Raw genomic sequence first — 19,367 nt, forward strand, 5'->3', positions numbered from 1 at the left:
ATGGTCCTGTTCTGCCTCCCCGTTGACACCGGCACCGGCCTTCACCATGTTGCGCGCTCTTTGAGTTGGTCGTTGCGGAAAGCTATTCCATGAAGGTCGTCGTCGTTGAAAGTCCGGCTAAAGCCAAGACAATCAACAAATATCTGGGCAAGGACTACGAGGTCCTGGCCAGCTTCGGCCACATTCGTGACCTGCCTGCCAAGGACGGCTCAGTCCGACCGGATGAAGATTTCGCCATGTCATGGGAAGTCGATACGGCGGCAAAAAAGCGCATTTCCGACATCGCTTCAGCGCTCAAAGGGGCCGACGGACTGATCCTGGCAACTGACCCGGATCGGGAAGGCGAGGCGATCTCCTGGCATATTCTGGATGTGCTGCGCGCGAAGAAAGCGCTCAAGAAGGACACGCCGGTCCAGCGCGTGGTGTTCAACGCCATTACCAAGGACGCCGTGACGGCCGCCATGGCTGCACCCCGCGACATCGATATGCCGCTGGTGGACGCCTATCTGGCCCGTCGTGCCCTTGACTATCTGGTTGGGTTCACCCTGTCGCCGATCCTCTGGCGCAAGCTGCCTGGCTCGCGTTCGGCGGGGCGGGTGCAGTCGGTGGCCTTGCGGCTGGTGTCGGATCGAGAGCGCGAGATCGAGAAATTCCGGCCCGATGAATACTGGTCCGTCGAGGCGCAACTGGCACAGGACGGCAAGAGCTTTGTCACGCGGCTGTTTGCCGTTGATGGCAAGAAGACCGACAAGCTCGACATCAAGACCGGCGAAGATGCCCAGGCGCTCAAAGAGCTGATTGAGGCCGGCCAGTTCAACGTTGCCAATGTCGAGAAGAAGCCGACCAAGCGCAATCCCTACGCGCCCTTTACGACTTCGAGCCTGCAACAGGACGCGTCTTCGCGGCTGGGGCTGTCGCCGAACCGCACCATGCAGATCGCACAGCGTCTCTACGAAGACGGGTTGATCACCTATATGCGAACCGACGCGGTGCAAATGGCCCCTGAGGGCATTGCCATGGCCCGCTCGGTGATCGGGAAATACTTCGGCGCGGAATATCTGCCTGAAAAGGCGCGCATCTATCAGTCCAAGGCCAAGAATGCGCAGGAAGCGCACGAAGCCATCCGGCCGACGGACATGTTCAAGCGGCCCGAGAGCCTCAATCTCGATGCCGATCAGGCCAAGATTTACGGTCTGATCTGGAAGCGGACGCTCGCGAGCCAGATGGCGTCAGCCGAGATCGACCGCACCTCGGTGAATATCGCTGTCAATGTGCCCGGCCGGGCCGCAACCCTGCGCGCGACCGGTTCGGTGGTGAAGTTCCCAGGCTTTCTGACCCTTTACGGGGTAGAGGCCAAATCTGACAATGACAATGACAGCGACGGCGACGACGAAGGCCGCGAATTGCCCCCTCTGGCCGTCGGCGACAAGCCTGAGCTGAAAAAGGTGGAGATCGAGCAGCATTTCACCCAGCCGCCGGCGCGTTACACTGAAGCGAGCCTGATCAAGAAGATGGAAGAGCTGGGCATTGGCCGGCCGTCGACCTATGCGGCGACCCTGACCACGCTCAAGGATCGCGATTACGTCAAGCTTGAGGGCAAGGCGCTGCATCCGGAGGACCGTGGGCGCATCGTGACCTCGTTCCTGGAGAGCTTCTTTTCCCGCTACGTCGAGTACGATTTTACCGCCCATCTCGAAGAGCAGCTCGACCAGGTTTCGGCAGGCGAACTCGACTACAAGGTGCTGCTGCGTGACTTCTGGAAGGATTTCACGGTCGCCACCGAGGAGATCAAGGATCTACGCGTGTCCGAAGTGCTGGACGCGCTCAATGACATGCTGGCCGACCACATCTTTCCGGCCAAGGAAGATGGTTCGGACCCGCGCAAATGTCCCACTTGCGGAACCGGCACGCTGTCGCTGAAGCTTGGCAAGTTCGGGGCCTTTATCGGCTGCTCGAACTATCCCGAGTGCAAGCACACCATGCAGCTTTCGGACGCCGCCACAGGTCAGTCATCCGAGGCCGCCACCGGCGATGGTGTGTTGGGCACGGATCCGGCCAGCGGCGAAGAGGTGTTTCTCAAGTCTGGCCGTTTCGGACCCTATGTGCAGCTTGGCGAGGGCAAGGAGCCCAAGCGCTCGTCTCTGCCGAAAGGTTGGGATGCCGCCAGCCTGACTTTGGAAAAGGCGCTGCAATTGCTCTCGCTCCCACGCGAGGTGGGCCTGCATCCGGAGACGGGGTTGCCGATTTCGGCTGGGCTGGGCCGGTATGGGCCGTTCCTGTTGCATGACGGCAAATATGCGAACCTGCCCGAGGTGGAGGAAGTCTTCACGGTTGGGATCAACCGTGCCGTTGACCTGATTGCGCAGAAGGCCGCCAATGGCGGCCGGGGTGGACGCGGGGCGGCGGTAGCCGCGATCCAGACTTTCGAGCATGACGGTGGACCGATCACTGTGCGATCGGGACGTTATGGACCCTATGTCAATCAGGGTAAGATCAACGCCACTTTGCCAAAGGACCTCAAGCCCGAGGACGTTACGCTGGAGCAGGCGATTGCATTGATTGCCGCTCGGGCGGAGGCGACAGGCGGCAAGAAGAAGGCGCCGGCGAAGAAACCAGCTGCAAAGAAACCCGCTGCAAAAAAAGCGACCGCCAAGATGGCGGCACCGAAGAAGGCTGCTGCCAAGAAGCCGGCCGGTTCGGAAGACGTGCCGTTCTGAGGCGGGGCCTTAGCCGATCGTGCGTTCGAGCACGCTGAGCCAGTTTTCGAGCGCGATCTTGCGGACGAGTTGCTCGCCATAGCCATGGTCCAGCAGGGCCTGAAGCAATTTGGGAACGCCGGTGACGTCGCCGATCTCTGCCGGCACCATCGCGCCATCGAAATCACTGCCAAGGGCTACTCCGTCCTCGCCAAGCGCTTCCAATAGTGCGTCGACGTGGCGAACCATGAGATCGATGGGCGTGTCGGCTAAAAATCGCCCATCGGGCCGCAGAAAGCCGGTGGCGAAGTTGAGGCCGACCACGCCGCCGCTTTCCCGGATGGCAGCCAGCTGCCAATCAGTCAGATTGCGGGTGCACGGGCATATCGCATGCACGTTTGAGTGCGTGGCCACCAAGGGCTTGCTGGAGATGGCCGCGACATCGCGGAAGCCGGCGGCATTGAGGTGGCTGAGGTCAATCATGACGCCGCGCTGGTCGCAGATACGTACCAGTTCCTTGCCTGCATCCGTCAGGCCCGGCCCGATATCGGGGTCGGCATTGAACCGAAAAGGAACGCCGGTGCCAAAGGCATTCGCGCGGCTCCAGGTGATGCCGATCGAGCGCAGGCCAGCGGCATAGAGAACCTCGAAGGACTGGAATTCGGTGTCGATTGCCTCGGCGCCCTCGATATGGAAAATGGCCGCTAAGCTGTCGTCTGCCATAGCGTTTTTGAGCTCGGCGGCCGTGCGGCAGACGGATAAGGCACCGGCGCGCTCGAGTTGGAGCAGCAGTGCGGCCATGCCGAGGGTCGATTTTTGCGCGTCCGCGAGGTCAAGCTGAGGTGGCAATTGGCCTTTTGCGTAATCCGGGGCGGCGGCGACTTGGGCCAGTCCGGCCTTAAGTGGCGGGGGGAAGATGGCGAAGAAACCGCCGGCCATGCCCGCTGAACGGGCGCGGGGCAGGTCGATATGACCCTCCTGGCTACCCTTGATGAACAAATCCAGCTTGTCGGCACGAGCGTGGTCAAGCAGGCGCAACAGGGTGTCGTTGTGGCCGTCAAAAAATGGAATGGTCACGCGGCATCCTCGTGCATGAAGACACTCTTGCCACCAACGATGGTGCGCATGACCTTGCCCTGCATGCGGGCGTCCTCAAAGCTGGTGTTGCGCGAGCGGGAGCGGAAACTCTTCTCGCTAACCTGCCAGGGATAGTCGAGGTCGATCAGGATGAGATCGGCGGGTGTGCCCCTGGCGATGCGGCCTGTCTCCAGCCCGAGGATTTCGGCTGGACGGCAGGTCATGGCCCGCAGAATGGTCGTGAGACCGACGTCACCTGAATGCAAGAGCCGCAGGGCAGCGGCCAGCAGGGTCTCAAGGCCAATCGCGCCGTTGGAGGCTTCGGCAAAGGGCTGGCGCTTGACCTCGGTGTCCTGGGGATCGTGATCGGAGTGGATCGTGTCGATGACGCCTGACTTCAGCGCCTCGATCATGGCCTGGCGGTCATCTTCGGTGCGCAAAGGCGGCGTCAGCTTGAAATAAGTCCGATAGCGACCAATGTCGTTCTCGTTGAGGCAAAGATGGTTGATCGAAATACCCGCAGTAACCTTATTGTTACGGGATTTGGCGGTTTCGAGCAGATCAGCGGAACCAGCAGTTGAAATTTGTGCAGCGTGATAGCGCACCCCGGTCAGGGCGGCCAATTGCAGGTCCCGCGCAAGCGGGATCGTTTCGGCCTCGCGCGGGATGCCTTTGAGACCCAAAACTGTCGCAAACAGCCCTTCATTCATCACGCCTTCGCCGGTCAGGCCGGCATCGGACAGGTGGTGGACAAAGGGCATGTCGAAGTTTGCGGCATAGCCCATGGCGCTGCGCAGCAGTGATGTAGACTGGATCGACTGTGCGCCATCGGTCAGGCAGACCGCGCCGGCGTCCTTGAGCAGGCCGAACTCGGTTATTTCCTTGCCCGCCAGGCCCTTGGTGATGGCGGCCGCGGGGAGAATGCGCGCGGGGGACTGCGCCTGGGCACGCCGGATGAGGAAGTCGACCAGGGCTCCATCGTCTACGCTTGGCGTTGTGTCGGGCATCATCACGAAGCTGGTGACGCCGCCGGCAACGGCTGCCTCGCCGGCCGAAGCCAGTGTTTCGCGGTATTCCTTGCCGGGTTCGCCCACAAAGACGCGCATGTCGATCAGACCGGGGGCCAAAACCAGCCCGTCGGCATTGAGGACCTCGGCCCCCTCGGGAACACCGGCTGGGCCGCCTATGGCCAGATCGCTGATACGGCCGTCTTCTATCAAAACTGCGCCCACTTGATCGGTGCCCGATGCCGGGTCGACGATCCGCGCGTTATCGATGATGAGCGGTCTTGTCATGCTTCGTTCCTTGCCGGCAGGAGAGCATCGAGCACAGCCATGCGGACCGCCACGCCCATTTCGACCTGATCGTTGATGACCGAGCGTGGACCATCAGCGATGGCAGGGTCGATCTCAACACCCCGGTTCATGGGACCAGGATGCATCACGATGGCGTCCGGTTTGGCATGGCTGAGCTTGGCCTCGTCGAGGCCGTAGAAGCGATAATACTCGCGGACCGATGGGATCATCTTGCCGCTGGCCCGCTCATGCTGCAGGCGCAGCATCATGACCACATCGACTCCCTTGAGGCCTTCTTCCATGTCGGTGAAGACTTCGGTCGCCAAGTTCTCGATCCCGGCTGGAAGCAGGGTGCGAGGGGCGATAACGCGGGTGCGGACATTGAGTGCGCCCAGGAGCAGCAGGTTCGAACGGGCGACGCGGGAATTGGCAATGTCGCCGCAAATGGCGACGGTCAGGCCCGCAAGCGTGCCTTTGTGGTTACGGATGGTCAGGGCATCAAGCAGCGCCTGGGTGGGGTGCTCGTGCGCGCCGTCGCCGGCATTGACCACCGAACAGCCAACCTTCTGGGAGAGCAGCTCGACGGCGCCGGCGGCTGAGTGGCGAACCACGAGGACGTCCGGGCGCATGGCATTGAGCGTTGCGGCCGTATCGACCAAGGTCTCGCCCTTGGAGACCGAGGAGGTCTTGACCGACATGTTGACAACCAGGGCGCCAAGACGCTTTCCGGCAATCTCGAAGGAAGACTGTGTGCGCGTCGAGGGCTCGAAGAAGAGATTGATCTGCGTCTTGCCCGATAGAGTGGGCAGTGATTTGCGCTCCTGGCGGGAAATCTCGATCATCCGTTCGGCGCGGTCGAGCAGATCGACGATCTCGTGCTGTTTGAGATCAGCGATAGAAATCAGGTGGCGCTGCGAAAACGGGGGGAAGTCGCCTGAAAAGCGGGCGGGGCTGTGCTGCGGCATGTCGCATCCCTTGCGATTTGCTGCGGTCTAGCCGAGGGGGCAGGGTGGGGCAAGCCCACCCGTGCCGTTTCGCGCAATTATCCTGCTGTTGAGGTCCTGAACCGCCAGAAGGCAAGCACAAACAAGAGCCCGATGACCAGCTCGCTTGCCGTGACCGCGATGAGGGCAGCCGCGGGTGGGCCGTCTGTCACCAAGGCCACGAGCCTTGAAAGCCCAAACCCCAGATAGAGCAAAATCCCGGCGCCGATACCCAGGCGATGATGCCGAAGCTGAAGTGCGCCCAGCGCCTGTATTGCGCCCAGGGCCAGAATGACCAGGGCGGGTGCCTTGAGCTCATTGAGCAGGTTGGTCAACCCATCCACTTCGATATCGTAGCTGGCATAAAATGCAGCGGGTGAGAAAAGGATGGCCAAGGACAGGGCCGCCGCGAGGGTGCCGCCAAGGACGAGCAGCACCCGGTTTGCTGTCGGCATGCGTCAGGCCGCCTGCTTCCACGCGCCGCCGGCTGCTGCCTGGCGACAAAATTCGGCAAAATCCCGTGGTGGGCGACCGAGTGCCCGCATGACGCCATCACCGATAGATTCGTTGCGGCCGTCGAAGACTTCCTGGCACAGGGCGACCAGGAGATCAGCGACGTCCGAACCGGCCTCGGCGCTCACACCGGCATGAAAGTCTTCCGGCGAGATCGGGGCATATCTGACATCCAGTCCGGATGCCGCGCTGATTTCGGAGGCCGCATCGGCAAAGGTCATCAGGCGCGGCCCGGTCAGTTCATAGAGCTGGTTGTTGTGCCGATCATCGAGCAGGGCGCTGGAAGCGATTTCGGCAATGTCGTCGATATCGATGAAGGGTTCGAGGCGCATGGCGGCCGGCAAGGCGATAAGGCCCGCCATGACACCCGGCTGCAGCATGCCTTCGGAGAAATTCTGGTTGAACCAGGAGGCGCGCAACAGGGTGTAGCCCAGCCCGCTTTCGGCGAGAATGTTTTCGCAGCGTTGGGCACCGCTTTCGCCGCGCCCGGACAGGAGGACCATACGTTTGAGGCCCGCCGCCTTGGCCACCGCCACCAGGGCGGTGACATCGTCATCGGCTCCCGGCGCAGCAAGGTCCGGGTAGTATGAGACATAGGCAGTTTCCACGCCGGTGAAATGCTCGGCCCAGTTGCTGCGATCCCGCCAGTCAAAGGGCAGGGCGCTATTCCGGCCCACTGCGTTTGGCGCGTGTCCGGCCGCGGTCAGACTGGTGACGACGCGCCGCCCGACCTTGCCTGTGGCGCCGATGACCAGAATTGGTGATGCAGTCATTGAAATTCTCCCGTTGCGGTTGATTGCAGAGGGAAGATTGTCGCTGGCATCTGGACTTTCCATTGCGAATTAGCCAATGATCTATGCAAATCGTCCAGAACGATAGTTTGGGCGCAAAGCTGTGGACGAACAGATATGCAAGAAGTCCATTTCCGGCCGCCGGGTGCCAGCGATCCGCTGGGTGAAGTGCTGCATATGCTCAAGCTCAATGGCACCCTCTATTGCCGGGCGACCTTGTGCGCCCCCTGGGGTGTGGCCATGCCCAGAATGGACAACTCGATGTTGTTCGTCGTCATCATGTCGGGTGAAGGCTGGCTGCGCATGTCCGGCCGGGACAGTGTCCTGATCCGCGAGGGGAGCATGGTGGTGTTGCCGCGTGGCCATGCAGTGGATCTGGCCAGCGGGCCAGAGCAGGCGGCCCTGCCGCTGTTTGATTACCCGGCCCGCAAGGTCAGCGAGCGCTATGAAATGATGGAGATCGAGGGGCCTGGTGCGGTTACCCGCGCCATGACCGGGGTGATCTCGGTCGATGATGTGGCCGCAAGGCGGCTCATTGCATTGCTTCCCGAGTTGTTGGTTGTGGACCGCTGGCATGATGTTGCGGGGGGGTGGCTGCGCAGCACGCTGGACCTGATTGCGCACGAAGCGGCGACGCTCAAACCCGGAGGTGAGGCCGTTATCACGCGGCTGGCGGATATTTTGATCATCCAGGCCATCAGAACCTGGCTGGATGGGGCAGCAGAGGCCCAGCGAGGCTGGTTGGCGGCGCTGCGTGACCCAATGCTGGGACGAGCGCTGATGGCCATGCATGCCACACCGGAGCACGACTGGACGCTGGATGGGCTGGCCCGGCTGGCGGGCATGTCGCGCTCGGGCTTTGCGGCTCGCTTTGCCGATATGGTGGGACAGCCGGCAATGCGTTACCTGACCGACTGGCGGATGCACCGCGCCCGACTGGCCCTGTTGGAAAGCCGTGCTGCCGTCGGCCAGGTCGCGCGCAGTGCGGGTTACCAGTCCGAGGCCGCGTTTGGCCGGGCGTTCAAGCAGTTTTTCGGAGAATCGCCAGGCAGTCTGCGGCGGCCAGGCTAGCGGGGACGCAGGCGATCAAGCGCGCCCTGCAGAATGTAGCTGGCCGCGAGCTTGTCGACCACTTCGGCGCGGCGGTCACGGCGGAGATCAGCTTCAATCATCATGCGGGTTACCGCCGAGGTGGAAAGACGTTCGTCCCAGAAGGCAATGGGCAGATTGACCTTTGGCGCCAGATTGCGGGCAAAGGCACGGGTCGACTGTACACGCGGTCCTTCGGTGCCATCCATGTTGAGAGGCAATCCCAAGATAAGAGCGACAATCTGGTTCTGGCCGATCAGTTCGATGATGCGTTCGGCATCCTGAGTGAACTTGGTGCGCTTGATCGTTTCGAGCGGCGTGGCCGAATAGCGCATGCCGTCCGACACCGCCACGCCAATGGTCTTGGTGCCAAGGTCGAGACCCATGATCTTGCCGCGATCGGGAATTTCGGAGAGGGGATTGTCTTCAGTCACGTGGGGCTCGCTGGACAGGGCTGGATTGTCCTATAGGCTCCCAAGCGTCCTTTGGCGACGGAAAAGGCCCGATGAAGCTTACCTGGTTTGGAAACAGCACATTTCGCATTCACATCGGGGGGCAGATTGTGATCATCGACGCCGAGGGCGCCCCCGCTAGTGTTCAAAGCCATGAATTGACGAGCGGGGCCGATTTGCTGATCCCCGATTTTGGCCATGCGCTGGCAGAAATGGAACCTTCGAGCTGGGCGCCTCGCAAGCCGCTCCGGCTACTGGATACACTGGAGGGGCCGGAAGGACGGGTTGAGGCGCGGAAGGCGGGCGAGGGTTGCATTGTCCTCGATGCGCCGGATGAAGCGCCGCTCGTGTTCCTCCACGATGTCGATGCGCCGGTTGTTGGCCGATGGGCTGAGCAGGCAGTGGTGGTGCTGGTTGGAACGCATCTACGGGAGCGCACGGAGAGGCTGCACAACGGGGCGTGCCCGAGACTGGCGGCGCTGGCCGGCGGCAGTGCGGAAGTCGATGCGACCTTCGAACATCTGGGCAACCAGCTCTCGGGCATGGGCCTCATTGCCCTTGAGCCGGGCCTGGCTGTGGAAGCCTGATCCGTCGCATAAGGCATTTTCATTGTCATTTGCCGCAGGGCATTGCTAATAACGCGGCAACACGCCTTTCCTGCCGGAGTTTTTTGCATGTCTGTCGACGCCGCCACCGTCAAGCGCATCGGGCGCCTCGCGCGCATTCGTATCGAGGAAGAGGAAGTCGCCGGGTATCAGAACGAACTCAATGCGATTCTCGGATTTGTCGAACAGCTTGACGAGGTTAATGTCGATGGGGTTGAGGCGATGACCTCGGTGACCCCAATGACGCTGCGTCGCCGCGACGACGTTGTGACCGATGGCAGTTATGCCGAAAAGATTGTCAGCAATGCTCCGCTGACCGAAGACAATTTCTTCATGGTGCCGAAGGTGGTGGAGTAAATGGCGGTCACAATCGCCATAGAGTCGCCGCTGCAGGACGATGTCCGGGCGTTGGTGGACCAGCTCAACGATCATCTGCTGCCGCTCTCGCCGCTGGAATTCCAGTTCAAGATGACGGTCGAGCAGATGGCGGATAGCGCAACCACGCTGTTTGTCGCCCGCGACGAGGCTGGCAAGGCGGTCGGCATGGGGGCGCTCAAAATGCATGGACCGGAACTGGGTGAAGTCAAGCGCATGTTCACCCTGCCCGAAGTGCGCGGACAACGCGTGGGCCGACAATTGCTGGAACGGACCGTGGACCTGGCGCGCGAACGCGGCTTGCCGGTGGTGATGCTGGAAACCGGTACTGGCGATGGCATGGCCGAGGCGCATCGGCTCTATACCCGTTACGGGTTTACTCCGCGCGGTCCGTTTCTGGACTATCCCGACAGCGAATGGTCGGCCTTTTTTGAACTGAACCTGGCGGCCGCGGCGCGCGTGGCCTAATGGCCCCCGCCGTGACGAAATAGAGAGATTTGTTGTGACTGACCTCACCCGACTGAGCCTCGCCGATGCCCGCAAGGGTCTCAAGGACAAGAGCTTTACCGCGCTTGAGCTGACCGACGCCTATATCGGTGCCATTGAAGCGGCCAATCCGAGCCTGAACGCCTATGTCGCCACCACACCGGAACAGGCGCGCGACATGGCCAGAGCCAGCGACGAGAAGCTGAGCCAGGGGCAGGGCGGGCCGCTGGAAGGTATTCCGCTTGGCGTCAAGGACCTGTTTGCGACCAAGGGCGTGCATACCCAGGCGGCAAGCCATATCCTGGATGGCTTCAAGCCGGAATATGAATCCACCGTGACCGCCAATCTCTGGCGCGATGGTGCGGTGATGCTGGGCAAGCTCAACATGGACGAATTCGCCATGGGTTCGTCCAACGAGACATCGTACTACGGCCCCGTGGTCAGTCCGTTCCGCGCCGAAGGGAGCAATGCTAACCTGGTGCCAGGGGGATCTTCGGGTGGTTCGGCCGCAGCCGTCGCGGCGTGGCTGTGTGCTGGAGCAACGGCAACCGACACGGGCGGTTCGATCCGCCAGCCGGCGGCGTTTACTGGAACCGTGGGGATCAAGCCGACCTATGGGCGATGCTCACGTTGGGGCACGGTGGCCTTTGCCTCCTCGCTCGATCAGGCCGGACCGATTGCCCGCACGGTGGAAGATGCGGCGATCCTGATGACCTCGATGTCCGGGTTTGATTCCAAGGATTCGACGAGTGTCGACCTGGCGGTGCCTGATTTTGCGGCGGCCGTGGAGCGGGGCGTCAAGGGCCTCACCATCGGGGTGCCCAAGGAATACCGCATGGACGGCATGCCGGCCGAGATCGAAAAGCTCTGGTCGGAGGGGCTCGAGTGGCTCAAGGCCGAGGGTGCCAGCGTCAAGGATATTTCGCTGCCGCATACCAAATACGCCTTGCCCGCCTACTATATCGTGGCGCCGGCCGAGGCGTCGTCGAACCTGGCGCGCTATGACGGCGTAAAATACGGACTGCGTATATCTGGGAAAGATATCACCGACATGTACGAGCTGACTCGTGCCGAAGGCTTCGGGCGCGAGGTCAAACGCCGCATCATGATCGGCACATACGTGCTGTCTGCAGGTTATTATGACGCCTATTATGTGCGGGCGCAGAAGGTTCGGACACTGATCAAGAAGGACTTTGAAAACGCCTTCAATTCCGGCGTCGATGCGATCCTGACCCCGGCGACGCCGTCGGCGGCCTTCGGCATTGGTGACGAGGCCCTGGCGAGCGATCCTGTCGCGATGTATCTCAACGACATCTTCACCGTCACGGTGAACATGGCCGGCCTTCCGGGCATTGCGGTGCCGGCTGGCAAGGACGGGCAGGGACTGCCGCTGGGCCTGCAACTGATCGGCAAACCGTTCGATGAGGAGACGCTTTTCGCAGCGGCGCGCGTCATCGAAAAGAGCTCCAGCGGGGACTTTGCTCCCAAGCCTTGGTGGTGATGGACGAGGCAAGGCACCAAGGGCAGCGCTTGATTGCGTTGCCGTTCCGCACTATTTGCCGCACATGCACAAACTAAAACTGGTGGAGACGCGCCCGCTTGCCGCGTCCGGGCCAACAGGAAATCCGCCGATGGCCGTAGATATCTTCACTTCGCTCGACTGGTCCGAGCCTCCCAAGGATATGAGCAAGCCGCTGCAGGCGCTGTGGTGGCTGAAGAAGGGTGAGTTGCGCGTGGGGCCCGAATGGGAGAGGGCGCACAATATCGTCCAGTCCATGGAGGGCGTTCAGGCCTTCGACTGGGTGCATGCCCTGATGCACTGGATCGAAGCCGACATGGGTAATGCCGATTACTGGTATCGGCGGGCCGGCAAGCGACGCGCCACCGCAAGCGTCTCCCAGGAGTGGGAGCACATCGCGGCAGCATTAAGCGATGTGACCAGGCATTGAATTGGTCACCCCTCCCCTTGCGGGGAGAGGTGAGAAGATTACCGGTTATCCACCTGGCTGCGCACCAGAACCAGCCCGCGCCGAGTGATCCGGTAGGGCTGGCCGGCTTGCGACCGGATGGCTTTCTTGGCTTTGAGCTTGTTGAAGATGAGCGGTGATAGCCCGCTAATCAGCCAGCGCGAACAAACTTGGCCGCGCTGATCCGAAGGCCGGCAACGTCCGGTTCATTCATTCCCCGTCACAAGAGGACGGGGTCTCAGGCAATCTCGGACTGACTAAACATCAGTTTGATACCAGGGCGCCGCCGCTAGCGGTGCCAGACTGCCGCCCGTCCGGGTTGAAATCCACGGGAGGGTGGTGCAAACCAGCAACACTATACGAACATATGGGGGGCGCCGTGACCGCTGCCAAACTGCCTGCTGAATGCGAGTCCAAGGATGATGTGCGTGCTGAGATTGATCGCATCGATCAGGCACTGCTCAATCTTTTCGCGGAACGGCATGGTTACGTGACGCGCATGGCCGAAATAAAGACCGATCCGCACGAGGCGTTCGATCCGGCGCGGATTGAAGCCATTATCAAGAAGGTCCGCGGGCTCAGTTTGGAGCTTGATCTTGACGAAGATCAGGCCGAACTTATCTGGCGAACCCTGATCAATTGGAACATCAATTACGAGAAGGGCATCATTGCGGCGCGCAAGCGCGCCAAATAGGAGGCACAGATGGCGGGCATTCTGTTACGCAAGGCGGAAATGACGGATGCCCCGCGACTGGCCGACATCGCCTTTCGCGCGTGGGAACATGGCATATTTCCCTTTCTCACCGACAAGCCAGGACTGAAGGACGCGGAGCGGCGCAGGCTGTCGCATGCGGTGGCGCAGGGCTGGCGACACACCATAGCGGCCGAAATCGACAGCGTGGTCGTTGGCTGGTGTTCCCGCGTGCCGGGCCGCAGTTATATTCCCTACCTCTTTGTCATGCCCGAGATGCAGGGCCACAGAATCGGGGCTACGCTGCTCGACCGCATGGAGACGATACTGGAACTGCATGGCGCGGATCGGGTGCACTTGGAGACACCAGCCGATCACGTCCGCGCTGTGCGGTTCTATGAGCGACAGGGCTATCGCATTCTGGCACTGCGTCCTGACGGGCGGGAGGGCCACTCACCATTCATGAGCGTGCATCTGGAAAAGCGCCTGCGCCCCTATGACGGGGAAATCGAGGAAGAGTGAGGCTGGTCGATCTGCGGATTTCTCGGGCGCAGCCTGAGCTGGCTGAAGCAGTCGGCAACATTGGCTTCGACGCCTGGCAGAACAGCCCTTTTGGGCACGACGATGCCGGGCGAACCGACCGGCAAAAGCTGCGAGCAGAGTTCGTGACTTTCTGTCGGGACAAGCCGCAAACCATTCTCGTTGCCAGCGGCCACGGCACCATTCTTGGCTGGGGTGCGCGCGAAGACATGGATCATGTCATCTCCGATCTCTGGGTTGCGCCCGCCGCGCAGCGGCAAGGGGTGGGAGTGGCCTTGCTTGAGGCGCTGGAAGAGGTTATCGCCAAGCAGGGCTTTGCGTTTGCAGAGCTGGAAACCTATGCCGGCCATGCCGGGGCGGTGCGCTTCTATCTGCGTCAGGGGTATGAACCCGTTTGGCGCGGTATGAAGTTTTCCGCCAGCCTGAATTATGAACTGGACAAAATCCGCTTCCGCAAGCCGTTGCGGGAAGCGGCGTAGGACTGCGCGAACATGACCCTCGTTGATACCCGCACCCCCGACAAAAAGCGCCTGATCTCCGGTTCGACCGGCGACTGGGAGGTGATCATCGGCATGGAGGTGCATGCCCAAGTGACCAGCGAGAGCAAGCTGTTCTCCGGCTCCTCGACCGCCTTCGGCAATCCGCCCAATGCCAATGTGAGCTTCGTGGATTCGGCTATGCCCGGCATGTTGCCGGTGATCAACGAAGAGTGCGTGCGCCAGGCGGTGCGGACGGGACTGGGGCTCAAGGCCCAAATCAACAAGCGGTCGGTGTTTGACCGGAAGAACTACTTCTACCCGGACCTGCCCCAGGGCTATCAGATTTCCCAGTTCAAGGACCCCATTGTGGGAGAGGGCAAGGTGCTGCTCGATGTCGATGGCGAACAGATCGAAATCGGAATCGAGCGCCTGCATCTGGAGCAGGATGCCGGCAAGTCGATCCATGACCAGCACCCCAATATGAGCTTTGTGGACCTCAACCGGTCGGGCGTTGCGCTGATGGAGATCGTCTCCAAGCCCGATCTGCGTTCATCCGAAGAGGCAAAGGCTTATCTGAGCAAGCTGCGGACCATCCTGCGCTATCTGGGCACCTGTGATGGAAACATGGAGCAGGGCTCGATGCGCGCCGACGTCAACGTGTCGGTGCGTCGGCCGGGTGGCGAATTTGGTACGCGCTGCGAAATCAAGAACGTCAATTCGATCCGCTTTGCCGGTCAGGCGATCGAATATGAAGCGCGCCGCCAGATCGACATTCTCGAAGATGGCGGCATGATCGACCAGGAAACGCGGCTGTTCGATCCCAAGCTGGGTGAAACCCGGTCGATGCGCTCCAAAGAAGAAGCGCATGACTATCGCTACTTCCCAGATCCCGACCTGCTACCGCTCGAATTTGACGACGCTTTCATCAGCGACCTGGCCCAGCACCTGCCGGAACTGCCGGACGAAAAACAGGCGCGGTTTATCGCCGATTACGGCGTGACGCCCTATGACGCGATGGTGCTGACGCTCGACCGAGAGACGGCAGACTATTACGAATCCTGCGTCGCTCATGGCGGGAAAAAGCGCGACGGCAAGGCCGTGGCCAACATTCTCAATGGCGATGTTGCCGCCTATGCCAATAGCCAGGGTCTCGCAGTATGGGAAACGCATCTGCAACCGGCCCAAATTGCAGGGCTGGTTGACCTGATCGCCGGTGGCGTCATTTCGTCCAAGGGCGGCAAAGACGTGCTGCAAATCCTGATCGCCGAGGAACCCGAAGGGGAGCCCGCCGAGATCGTGGAGCGTCGCGGCCTCAAGCAAGTGACCGATCTTGGGGCGATCGAGAAGATCGTCGACGAGATCATCGCGGCCAATCCCGAGCAGGTCGAAAAGGTCAAAGCCAAGCCGACCATGATTGGCTGGTTCGTCGGTCAGGCGATGAAGGCGTCGGGCGGCAAGGCCAACCCGCAAGCGCTCAACGAGATGATGAAGCAGAAGCTCGGGATCGAATAACCTTACGGAGCGGTGTCGTCGCTGCGCTCCCGTGGATCACGATCATTGGGTGTCTCGCTGTCCTGCTCCCGCCTGAGCGGGGTGCTGTGAGGATTGTCGGTATCATCGGTCGGCAAGTGCCTTGGCATCGCTGGCACTTGTTCGGGCGTGATATCGCGATTTTCCGGGCGGCGTTCCAATGGATCTCGCATCTAGACCTCCCTCGGGCGTGGGTCATGCTGTGGATCTGGCGGAATCTCGGGCGAGGGCGAGCGGTAGGGGTCTTCCACCGGCTGATCCGGCGTTGGAACTTCGTTCGGCCTTGGCGGCACCGGATCGACAGGTTGGGGCTGCGGAGGCTCGGGTTGCGGCACGATCTCGGGGCTCGTCCGTGGGTCAATGTCGGGCTTGTCGGGCATATCTCTTCTCCTGCCGACCAACGGGTGGCTGGCAAGAGAGTTCCCGACCAGTGGGAATCGACGGAAGGGCGCTAAGCAGGCTTGCCGACCGCCATTTCTGCCCTGACCTCAGGATCCGCATCGAGAAAATCCGGCTCCGTGCTGGCCCCCACTGCATCGAAATATCTGCTCATGAAATTCCGGTAGGAGGCTGCCAAGGCGATGTCAGCAATATTGAGGTCACTCAGACCAACGGAGCGCAGGTGGTCAATGTCCGTCTGGGATATGCGCGAGGCGTCCTTCGTAATCTGTTCGGCATAGGCCAGCATCGCCACCTGCTGCTCGGTGAGCCCGGCAGTTCGATAATCCCGGTGGATCGCCAAGGCCTTCTCCCGGCCCAGGGCGTTCGAAATCAGCTTGAAATAGACATGGGAGCAATAGCTGGACGGGACGTATTTGGCGGCGATGAAAGTAATCAGCCGAAAATTGAGCAGCCCCAGCGAGAAATTGTCCCGCATCTGGTGAAGCAGGCGCTCGATAGGCATGATCATATCGGGACGGGCCGACCAGCACTGGGTCGCCGCCATTACTCTCCCCATTGAGGCGATTTCTGCATTGTAGAGATCTGCCAGTTCACCCATGGCCTGGGCTGGCTCGATGGTCTTGAGATACATCTGGATGTCTCCTGCACGGCGCGCGCTGCCGAACTGGAACCAATATGATCTAGACGGGAACGCGGCGCCAGATGGCGCGAATGCGCCCGTCGATGAACAGAAGGCCGAAAAAAATCACCAGCATGCCAACCAGCTGAATGGGCAGGATGGTCTCTCCCAAAACGGTGACACCGATTATCAGGGCCGAAATCGGCGCGATGAAGGTTGTGGTGGCAAAATTGGTCGCACCGACGCGCGGCAGGATGCGATACATGATCTGGAAGGTGAAGGCAGTCGAGAGCAGGCCAATTGCGAAGGCCGCACCCCAGGTCTCGGGCCGAGTCATCACCGGCATGCCTTCAGACCAGATGGCCACTGGTATGGCCACGACAGCAGCTCCAGTGAGTGCGATCGAGGCGAAGGCGGTCGGCTCGATGTGCTTGAAGCTGCGGGTGATGTTGAGCGTGAGCGCGTAGCACAGGGTTGCCCCCAGGCAGGCGGCCACCGCCCAGAGCTGGGTCGTGCCACCCACGGAGAGCGCGGGAGAGACCAGGATGGCCGCACCAACAAAACCGAAGCCAACCCCGGTGAACTTGGTCGCCGTCGCTTTCTCCCCGCCAATCCAGAAGTGAGAAATGACCGCGGTCACCATGGGTGTCAGGGCATTGATAATCGCGGCAATGCCGCTGGCCAGATTCGCTTGGGCGAGTGGGAACAGCGCGAATGGAATCGCATAGGCGACGACGCCGAGGCCGGCCAATTGCAGCCAGAGCACGGGATCGCGCGGGATCGGTTTACGCAGGGCGAAGAGAACCACCCAGCAGCCCAGGGCACCTATGCCGACACGCAGAGAGGTAACCCAAAGCGGGCCCAGTTCACGGATCAAGACAGCGTTGAAGACGAAGGAACACCCCCAGATGGCGCCCAGCAGTATGATCCAGAACCAGTCACGCAGACTCATGTCACCGACCTTAGCGAAAACGTCCGCACGCTACGCCTGACCGGAACAAAGGTCGAACCGATTTTGACTATGGGAGTCATCAATTGCAGTGATGACTGTTCTGGCTTAGCCCGCGTAGGCGACCTCGCCCCGGGCCAGCTTTGCCAGGGCTTCGGGATAAGCCCGGTGTTCTTCAACCAGGATGCGCGCGGCCAGCGTCTCTGCCGTGTCGCCCGATAGGATGGGAACCCGGCGTTGCAGTATGGTGGGTCCCGCATCCAGTTCTGCGGTTACCCAATGCACCGTGCAGCCACTTTCGCTCTCGTGAGCGTTCAGGGCCTGCTGCTGGGGATGCAGCCCTTTGTATTTGGGCAGCAGGGAAGGGTGGATGTTGAGTATGCGCCCCGTCCACCGTTGGGCAAACTCTGTGCTGAAAATGCGCATGAAGCCGGCAAGGCAGACGAAGTCGGCAGCCCAATTGGTGAGCGCTTTCTCGATCTCTGCGTCGAAGGCCTCGCGGCTGGCATAGTCCCTGTGCGAGACGGATGCCGTGGGAATGTTGTTCTTGCGTGCGAAGTCGAGGCCGGGCGCATCAGGCTTGTTGGAAAACACCCCAACGATCTGTGCGGGATAGTCTGGTGCCTTGGCAGCCTCGATCAGTGCGGCCATGTTGGAGCCGCGCCCGGAAATGAGAATGGCGACGCGTTTCTTGGTCGTCACAGCGCCAGCTTGCCCTTGAAAGTGACCGGCTCAGCGGTGCGCTCAATCAATGTGCCAACAATGGCGGCGAGTTCGCCGGAAGCCGTCAGGCTGTCGACCAGCCGGTCCGCGTCTTCCGCCTGAACGGCGACGAGCATGCCAACCCCGCAATTGAAGGTGCGCAACATTTCGCGCTCGCTCATGCCGCCGGTCTTGGAAAGCCAGCCGAAGACAGGCGGGACGGTGATTGCAGCCAGATCGATATCGGCAGCCAGGGTGTCAGGCAGGACGCGGGGGATATTGTCGATGAAGCCGCCACCGGTGATATGGGCCAGCGCCTTGACGCCGAGCCCGGCGCGCAGAGCAGCCAGCAGGGGCTTTACATAGATGCGGGTGGGTTCGAGCAGCGCTTCGGCCAGGGTATTGCCCGCAGCAAAGGGAGCCGGTGCGTCCCAGGCGAGGCCGGAGAGCTCAACGATCTTGCGAACCAGAGAATAGCCGTTCGAATGGACGCCGGAGGAGGCGATGGCCACGAGCAGGTCGCCTGCGGCAATGTCCTTGCGTGGCAGCAGGGCATCGCGTTCGGCGGCCCCCACCGCGAAACCGGCCAGATCATAATCATTCCCGTGATACATGCCGGGCATCTCGGCGGTTTCGCCCCCGATCAGCGCGCAGCCGGCGAGGCGGCAGCCATGGGCGATGCCCTCAACGATGGATTTGCCCTGGTCGACATCGAGTTTGCCGGTGGCCAGGTAGTCCAAAAAGAACAGCGGCTCGGCGCCCTGCACGATGAGGTCATTGACGCACATGGCCACCAGGTCCTGGCCGATGGTGTCGTGCTTGCCGGTGTCGATGGCGATCTTGAGCTTGGTGCCGACCCCGTCATTGGCCGCGACCAGAACCGGATCAACAAAGCCGGCCGCCTTGAGATCAAACAATCCGCCAAAGCCCCCGATCTCGCCGTCAGCACCAGGGCGACGGGTGGAGCGGACGGCCGGCTTGATGGCTTCAACAAGGGCGTTGCCTGCGTCGATGTCGACTCCCGCCTGCTTGTATGAGAGGCCGTTTGATGGCAGATTTTGTGCGTCGGACATGTGCCTTCTTGCCATGCTGGGGATTGCGGGCGCAACAGCGTGCGCGCGAACCG

General features: G+C 61.4%; 22 protein-coding genes and 1 pseudogene. 11 read left to right on the forward strand and 12 right to left on the reverse strand.

From position 1 onward, the window contains the following. Nucleotides 1–89: 89 nt before the first annotated feature. Nucleotides 90–2,717: a type I DNA topoisomerase gene (topA, locus tag ACE4RL_RS11920; protein ID WP_375597351.1), complete on the forward strand. Its 2,628-nt coding sequence runs from the start codon at nt 90–92 to the stop codon at nt 2,715–2,717. A gap of 9 nt (nt 2,718–2,726) precedes the next feature. On the opposite strand, the gene ACE4RL_RS11925 is transcribed toward topA, so the two are convergent. From ACE4RL_RS11925 to ACE4RL_RS11945, 5 genes are all read right to left on the reverse strand, one after another. Further along, nucleotides 2,727–3,773 (reverse strand): dipeptidase, encoded by a 1,047-nt coding sequence (locus tag ACE4RL_RS11925; protein WP_375597352.1) that lies wholly within the window; start codon nt 3,771–3,773, stop codon nt 2,727–2,729. Continuing rightward, the gene (locus ACE4RL_RS11930; protein ID WP_375597353.1) at nt 3,770–5,068 is read right to left on the reverse strand and encodes a dihydroorotase; all 1,299 of its coding nucleotides are present in this window, start codon (nt 5,066–5,068) and stop codon (nt 3,770–3,772) included. The genes ACE4RL_RS11925 and ACE4RL_RS11930 overlap by 4 nt, the downstream gene beginning before the upstream one ends. After that, nucleotides 5,065–6,033: an aspartate carbamoyltransferase catalytic subunit gene (locus ACE4RL_RS11935; protein ID WP_375597354.1), complete on the reverse strand. Its 969-nt coding sequence runs from the start codon at nt 6,031–6,033 to the stop codon at nt 5,065–5,067. The genes ACE4RL_RS11930 and ACE4RL_RS11935 overlap by 4 nt, the downstream gene beginning before the upstream one ends. A 77-nt stretch (nt 6,034–6,110) precedes the next feature. Beyond that, complete coding sequence (locus tag ACE4RL_RS11940) at nt 6,111–6,506, reverse strand: DUF4345 domain-containing protein (protein WP_375597355.1); 396 nt, start codon at nt 6,504–6,506, stop codon at nt 6,111–6,113. A 3-nt stretch (nt 6,507–6,509) separates the two neighbouring features. Next, nucleotides 6,510–7,337, reverse strand: coding sequence for an NmrA family NAD(P)-binding protein (locus tag ACE4RL_RS11945; protein ID WP_375597356.1), 828 nt, complete (start codon nt 7,335–7,337; stop codon nt 6,510–6,512). A 135-nt stretch (nt 7,338–7,472) separates the two neighbouring features. On the opposite strand from ACE4RL_RS11945, the gene ACE4RL_RS11950 reads away from it, so the two are divergent. Continuing rightward, the gene (locus ACE4RL_RS11950) at nt 7,473–8,426 is read left to right on the forward strand and encodes an AraC family transcriptional regulator (protein WP_375597357.1); all 954 of its coding nucleotides are present in this window, start codon (nt 7,473–7,475) and stop codon (nt 8,424–8,426) included. Here the strand turns inward: ACE4RL_RS11950 and ruvX are convergent. Beyond that, on the reverse strand, nt 8,423–8,830 hold the full coding sequence (ruvX, locus tag ACE4RL_RS11955) for a Holliday junction resolvase RuvX (protein WP_375600272.1): 408 nt from the start codon (nt 8,828–8,830) through the stop codon (nt 8,423–8,425). The two genes, ACE4RL_RS11950 and ruvX, sit on opposite strands and share 4 nt — an antisense overlap. 119 nt (nt 8,831–8,949) lie before the next feature. Between ruvX and ACE4RL_RS11960 the strand changes: the two genes are divergently transcribed. The 5 genes from ACE4RL_RS11960 (at nt 8,950) to ACE4RL_RS11980 (ending at nt 12,311) form a co-directional block, all read left to right on the forward strand. Continuing rightward, on the forward strand, nt 8,950–9,483 hold the full coding sequence (locus ACE4RL_RS11960) for a hypothetical protein (protein ID WP_375597358.1): 534 nt from the start codon (nt 8,950–8,952) through the stop codon (nt 9,481–9,483). A gap of 87 nt (nt 9,484–9,570) precedes the next feature. After that, on the forward strand, nt 9,571–9,858 hold the full coding sequence (gene gatC, locus ACE4RL_RS11965) for an Asp-tRNA(Asn)/Glu-tRNA(Gln) amidotransferase subunit GatC (RefSeq protein ID WP_375597359.1): 288 nt from the start codon (nt 9,571–9,573) through the stop codon (nt 9,856–9,858). Continuing rightward, entirely contained in the window at nt 9,859–10,344 is a 486-nt protein-coding gene (locus ACE4RL_RS11970) for a GNAT family N-acetyltransferase (protein WP_375597360.1), read from the forward strand. 34 nt (nt 10,345–10,378) lie between these two features. Next, entirely contained in the window at nt 10,379–11,863 is a 1,485-nt protein-coding gene (gene gatA, locus ACE4RL_RS11975; protein ID WP_375597361.1) for an Asp-tRNA(Asn)/Glu-tRNA(Gln) amidotransferase subunit GatA, read from the forward strand. Between the two features lie 130 nt (nt 11,864–11,993). Next, nucleotides 11,994–12,311 (forward strand): hypothetical protein, encoded by a 318-nt coding sequence (locus tag ACE4RL_RS11980; RefSeq protein WP_375597362.1) that lies wholly within the window; start codon nt 11,994–11,996, stop codon nt 12,309–12,311. Between the two features lie 38 nt (nt 12,312–12,349). On the opposite strand, the pseudogene ACE4RL_RS11985 reads toward ACE4RL_RS11980, so the two are convergent. Continuing rightward, nucleotides 12,350–12,487: pseudogene (locus tag ACE4RL_RS11985) on the reverse strand (YjhX family toxin); the annotation flags it as partial. Nucleotides 12,488–12,708: 221 nt separating this feature from the next. On the opposite strand from ACE4RL_RS11985, the gene ACE4RL_RS11990 reads away from it, so the two are divergent. Genes ACE4RL_RS11990 through gatB form a run of 4 tightly spaced genes read left to right on the forward strand, consistent with a single transcriptional unit; the run spans nt 12,709 to nt 15,551 of the window. Beyond that, entirely contained in the window at nt 12,709–13,023 is a 315-nt protein-coding gene (locus tag ACE4RL_RS11990) for a chorismate mutase (protein WP_375597363.1), read from the forward strand. A gap of 9 nt (nt 13,024–13,032) precedes the next feature. Then, complete coding sequence (locus tag ACE4RL_RS11995; protein WP_375597364.1) at nt 13,033–13,542, forward strand: GNAT family N-acetyltransferase; 510 nt, start codon at nt 13,033–13,035, stop codon at nt 13,540–13,542. Next, nucleotides 13,539–14,039, forward strand: coding sequence for a GNAT family N-acetyltransferase (locus tag ACE4RL_RS12000; RefSeq protein ID WP_375597365.1), 501 nt, complete (start codon nt 13,539–13,541; stop codon nt 14,037–14,039). The genes ACE4RL_RS11995 and ACE4RL_RS12000 overlap by 4 nt, the downstream gene beginning before the upstream one ends. Nucleotides 14,040–14,051: 12 nt before the next feature. After that, complete coding sequence (gene gatB / locus ACE4RL_RS12005; protein ID WP_375597366.1) at nt 14,052–15,551, forward strand: Asp-tRNA(Asn)/Glu-tRNA(Gln) amidotransferase subunit GatB; 1,500 nt, start codon at nt 14,052–14,054, stop codon at nt 15,549–15,551. Between the two features lie 2 nt (nt 15,552–15,553). Here gatB and ACE4RL_RS12010 read toward each other — a convergent pair whose 3' ends face one another. The 5 genes from ACE4RL_RS12010 to purM all read right to left on the reverse strand — a co-directional run bounded on the left by ACE4RL_RS12010 (nt 15,554) and on the right by purM (nt 19,314). Beyond that, a complete protein-coding gene (locus tag ACE4RL_RS12010; protein ID WP_375597367.1) occupies nt 15,554–15,742 on the reverse strand; it encodes a hypothetical protein in 189 nt (62 codons plus the stop codon). A 278-nt stretch (nt 15,743–16,020) separates the two neighbouring features. After that, the gene (locus ACE4RL_RS12015; protein ID WP_375597368.1) at nt 16,021–16,602 is read right to left on the reverse strand and encodes a carboxymuconolactone decarboxylase family protein; all 582 of its coding nucleotides are present in this window, start codon (nt 16,600–16,602) and stop codon (nt 16,021–16,023) included. A gap of 49 nt (nt 16,603–16,651) precedes the next feature. Beyond that, nucleotides 16,652–17,542: a DMT family transporter gene (locus ACE4RL_RS12020; RefSeq protein ID WP_375597369.1), complete on the reverse strand. Its 891-nt coding sequence runs from the start codon at nt 17,540–17,542 to the stop codon at nt 16,652–16,654. Between the two features lie 105 nt (nt 17,543–17,647). Continuing rightward, a complete protein-coding gene (gene purN, locus ACE4RL_RS12025) occupies nt 17,648–18,241 on the reverse strand; it encodes a phosphoribosylglycinamide formyltransferase (RefSeq protein WP_375597370.1) in 594 nt (197 codons plus the stop codon). Continuing rightward, nucleotides 18,238–19,314, reverse strand: a complete 1,077-nt coding sequence (purM, locus tag ACE4RL_RS12030) for a phosphoribosylformylglycinamidine cyclo-ligase (protein ID WP_375597371.1) — start codon at nt 19,312–19,314, stop codon at nt 18,238–18,240. Before purM ends, purN begins: the two co-directional genes overlap by 4 nt. Nucleotides 19,315–19,367 lie beyond the last annotated feature (53 nt).

It is taken from the genome of Devosia polycyclovorans (assembly GCF_042181575.1).
Lineage (GTDB): Bacteria > Pseudomonadota > Alphaproteobacteria > Rhizobiales > Devosiaceae > Devosia > Devosia polycyclovorans.

What these genes read in the sequence shown, in the direction of transcription:
- ACE4RL_RS11995 (WP_375597364.1), top strand. Translation starts at nt 13,033, where the DNA reads ATGGCGGGCATTCTGTTACGCAAGGCGGAAATGACGGATGCCCCGCGA.
- ACE4RL_RS12010 (WP_375597367.1), bottom strand. Translation starts at nt 15,742, where the DNA reads ATGCGAGATCCATTGGAACGCCGCCCGGAAAATCGCGATATCACGCCC.
- ACE4RL_RS11940 (WP_375597355.1), bottom strand. Translation starts at nt 6,506, where the DNA reads ATGCCGACAGCAAACCGGGTGCTGCTCGTCCTTGGCGGCACCCTCGCG.
- ACE4RL_RS11945 (WP_375597356.1), bottom strand. Translation starts at nt 7,337, where the DNA reads ATGACTGCATCACCAATTCTGGTCATCGGCGCCACAGGCAAGGTCGGG.
- gatB (WP_375597366.1), top strand. Translation starts at nt 14,052, where the DNA reads ATGACCCTCGTTGATACCCGCACCCCCGACAAAAAGCGCCTGATCTCC.
- ACE4RL_RS11960 (WP_375597358.1), top strand. Translation starts at nt 8,950, where the DNA reads ATGAAGCTTACCTGGTTTGGAAACAGCACATTTCGCATTCACATCGGG.
- ACE4RL_RS11970 (WP_375597360.1), top strand. Translation starts at nt 9,859, where the DNA reads ATGGCGGTCACAATCGCCATAGAGTCGCCGCTGCAGGACGATGTCCGG.
- ACE4RL_RS11980 (WP_375597362.1), top strand. Translation starts at nt 11,994, where the DNA reads ATGGCCGTAGATATCTTCACTTCGCTCGACTGGTCCGAGCCTCCCAAG.
- topA (WP_375597351.1), top strand. Translation starts at nt 90, where the DNA reads ATGAAGGTCGTCGTCGTTGAAAGTCCGGCTAAAGCCAAGACAATCAAC.
- ACE4RL_RS12020 (WP_375597369.1), bottom strand. Translation starts at nt 17,542, where the DNA reads ATGAGTCTGCGTGACTGGTTCTGGATCATACTGCTGGGCGCCATCTGG.
- ACE4RL_RS12015 (WP_375597368.1), bottom strand. Translation starts at nt 16,602, where the DNA reads ATGTATCTCAAGACCATCGAGCCAGCCCAGGCCATGGGTGAACTGGCA.
- ruvX (WP_375600272.1), bottom strand. Translation starts at nt 8,830, where the DNA reads ATGGGTCTCGACCTTGGCACCAAGACCATTGGCGTGGCGGTGTCGGAC.
- ACE4RL_RS11930 (WP_375597353.1), bottom strand. Translation starts at nt 5,068, where the DNA reads ATGACAAGACCGCTCATCATCGATAACGCGCGGATCGTCGACCCGGCA.
- ACE4RL_RS11950 (WP_375597357.1), top strand. Translation starts at nt 7,473, where the DNA reads ATGCAAGAAGTCCATTTCCGGCCGCCGGGTGCCAGCGATCCGCTGGGT.
- purM (WP_375597371.1), bottom strand. Translation starts at nt 19,314, where the DNA reads ATGTCCGACGCACAAAATCTGCCATCAAACGGCCTCTCATACAAGCAG.
- ACE4RL_RS11935 (WP_375597354.1), bottom strand. Translation starts at nt 6,033, where the DNA reads ATGCCGCAGCACAGCCCCGCCCGCTTTTCAGGCGACTTCCCCCCGTTT.
- gatC (WP_375597359.1), top strand. Translation starts at nt 9,571, where the DNA reads ATGTCTGTCGACGCCGCCACCGTCAAGCGCATCGGGCGCCTCGCGCGC.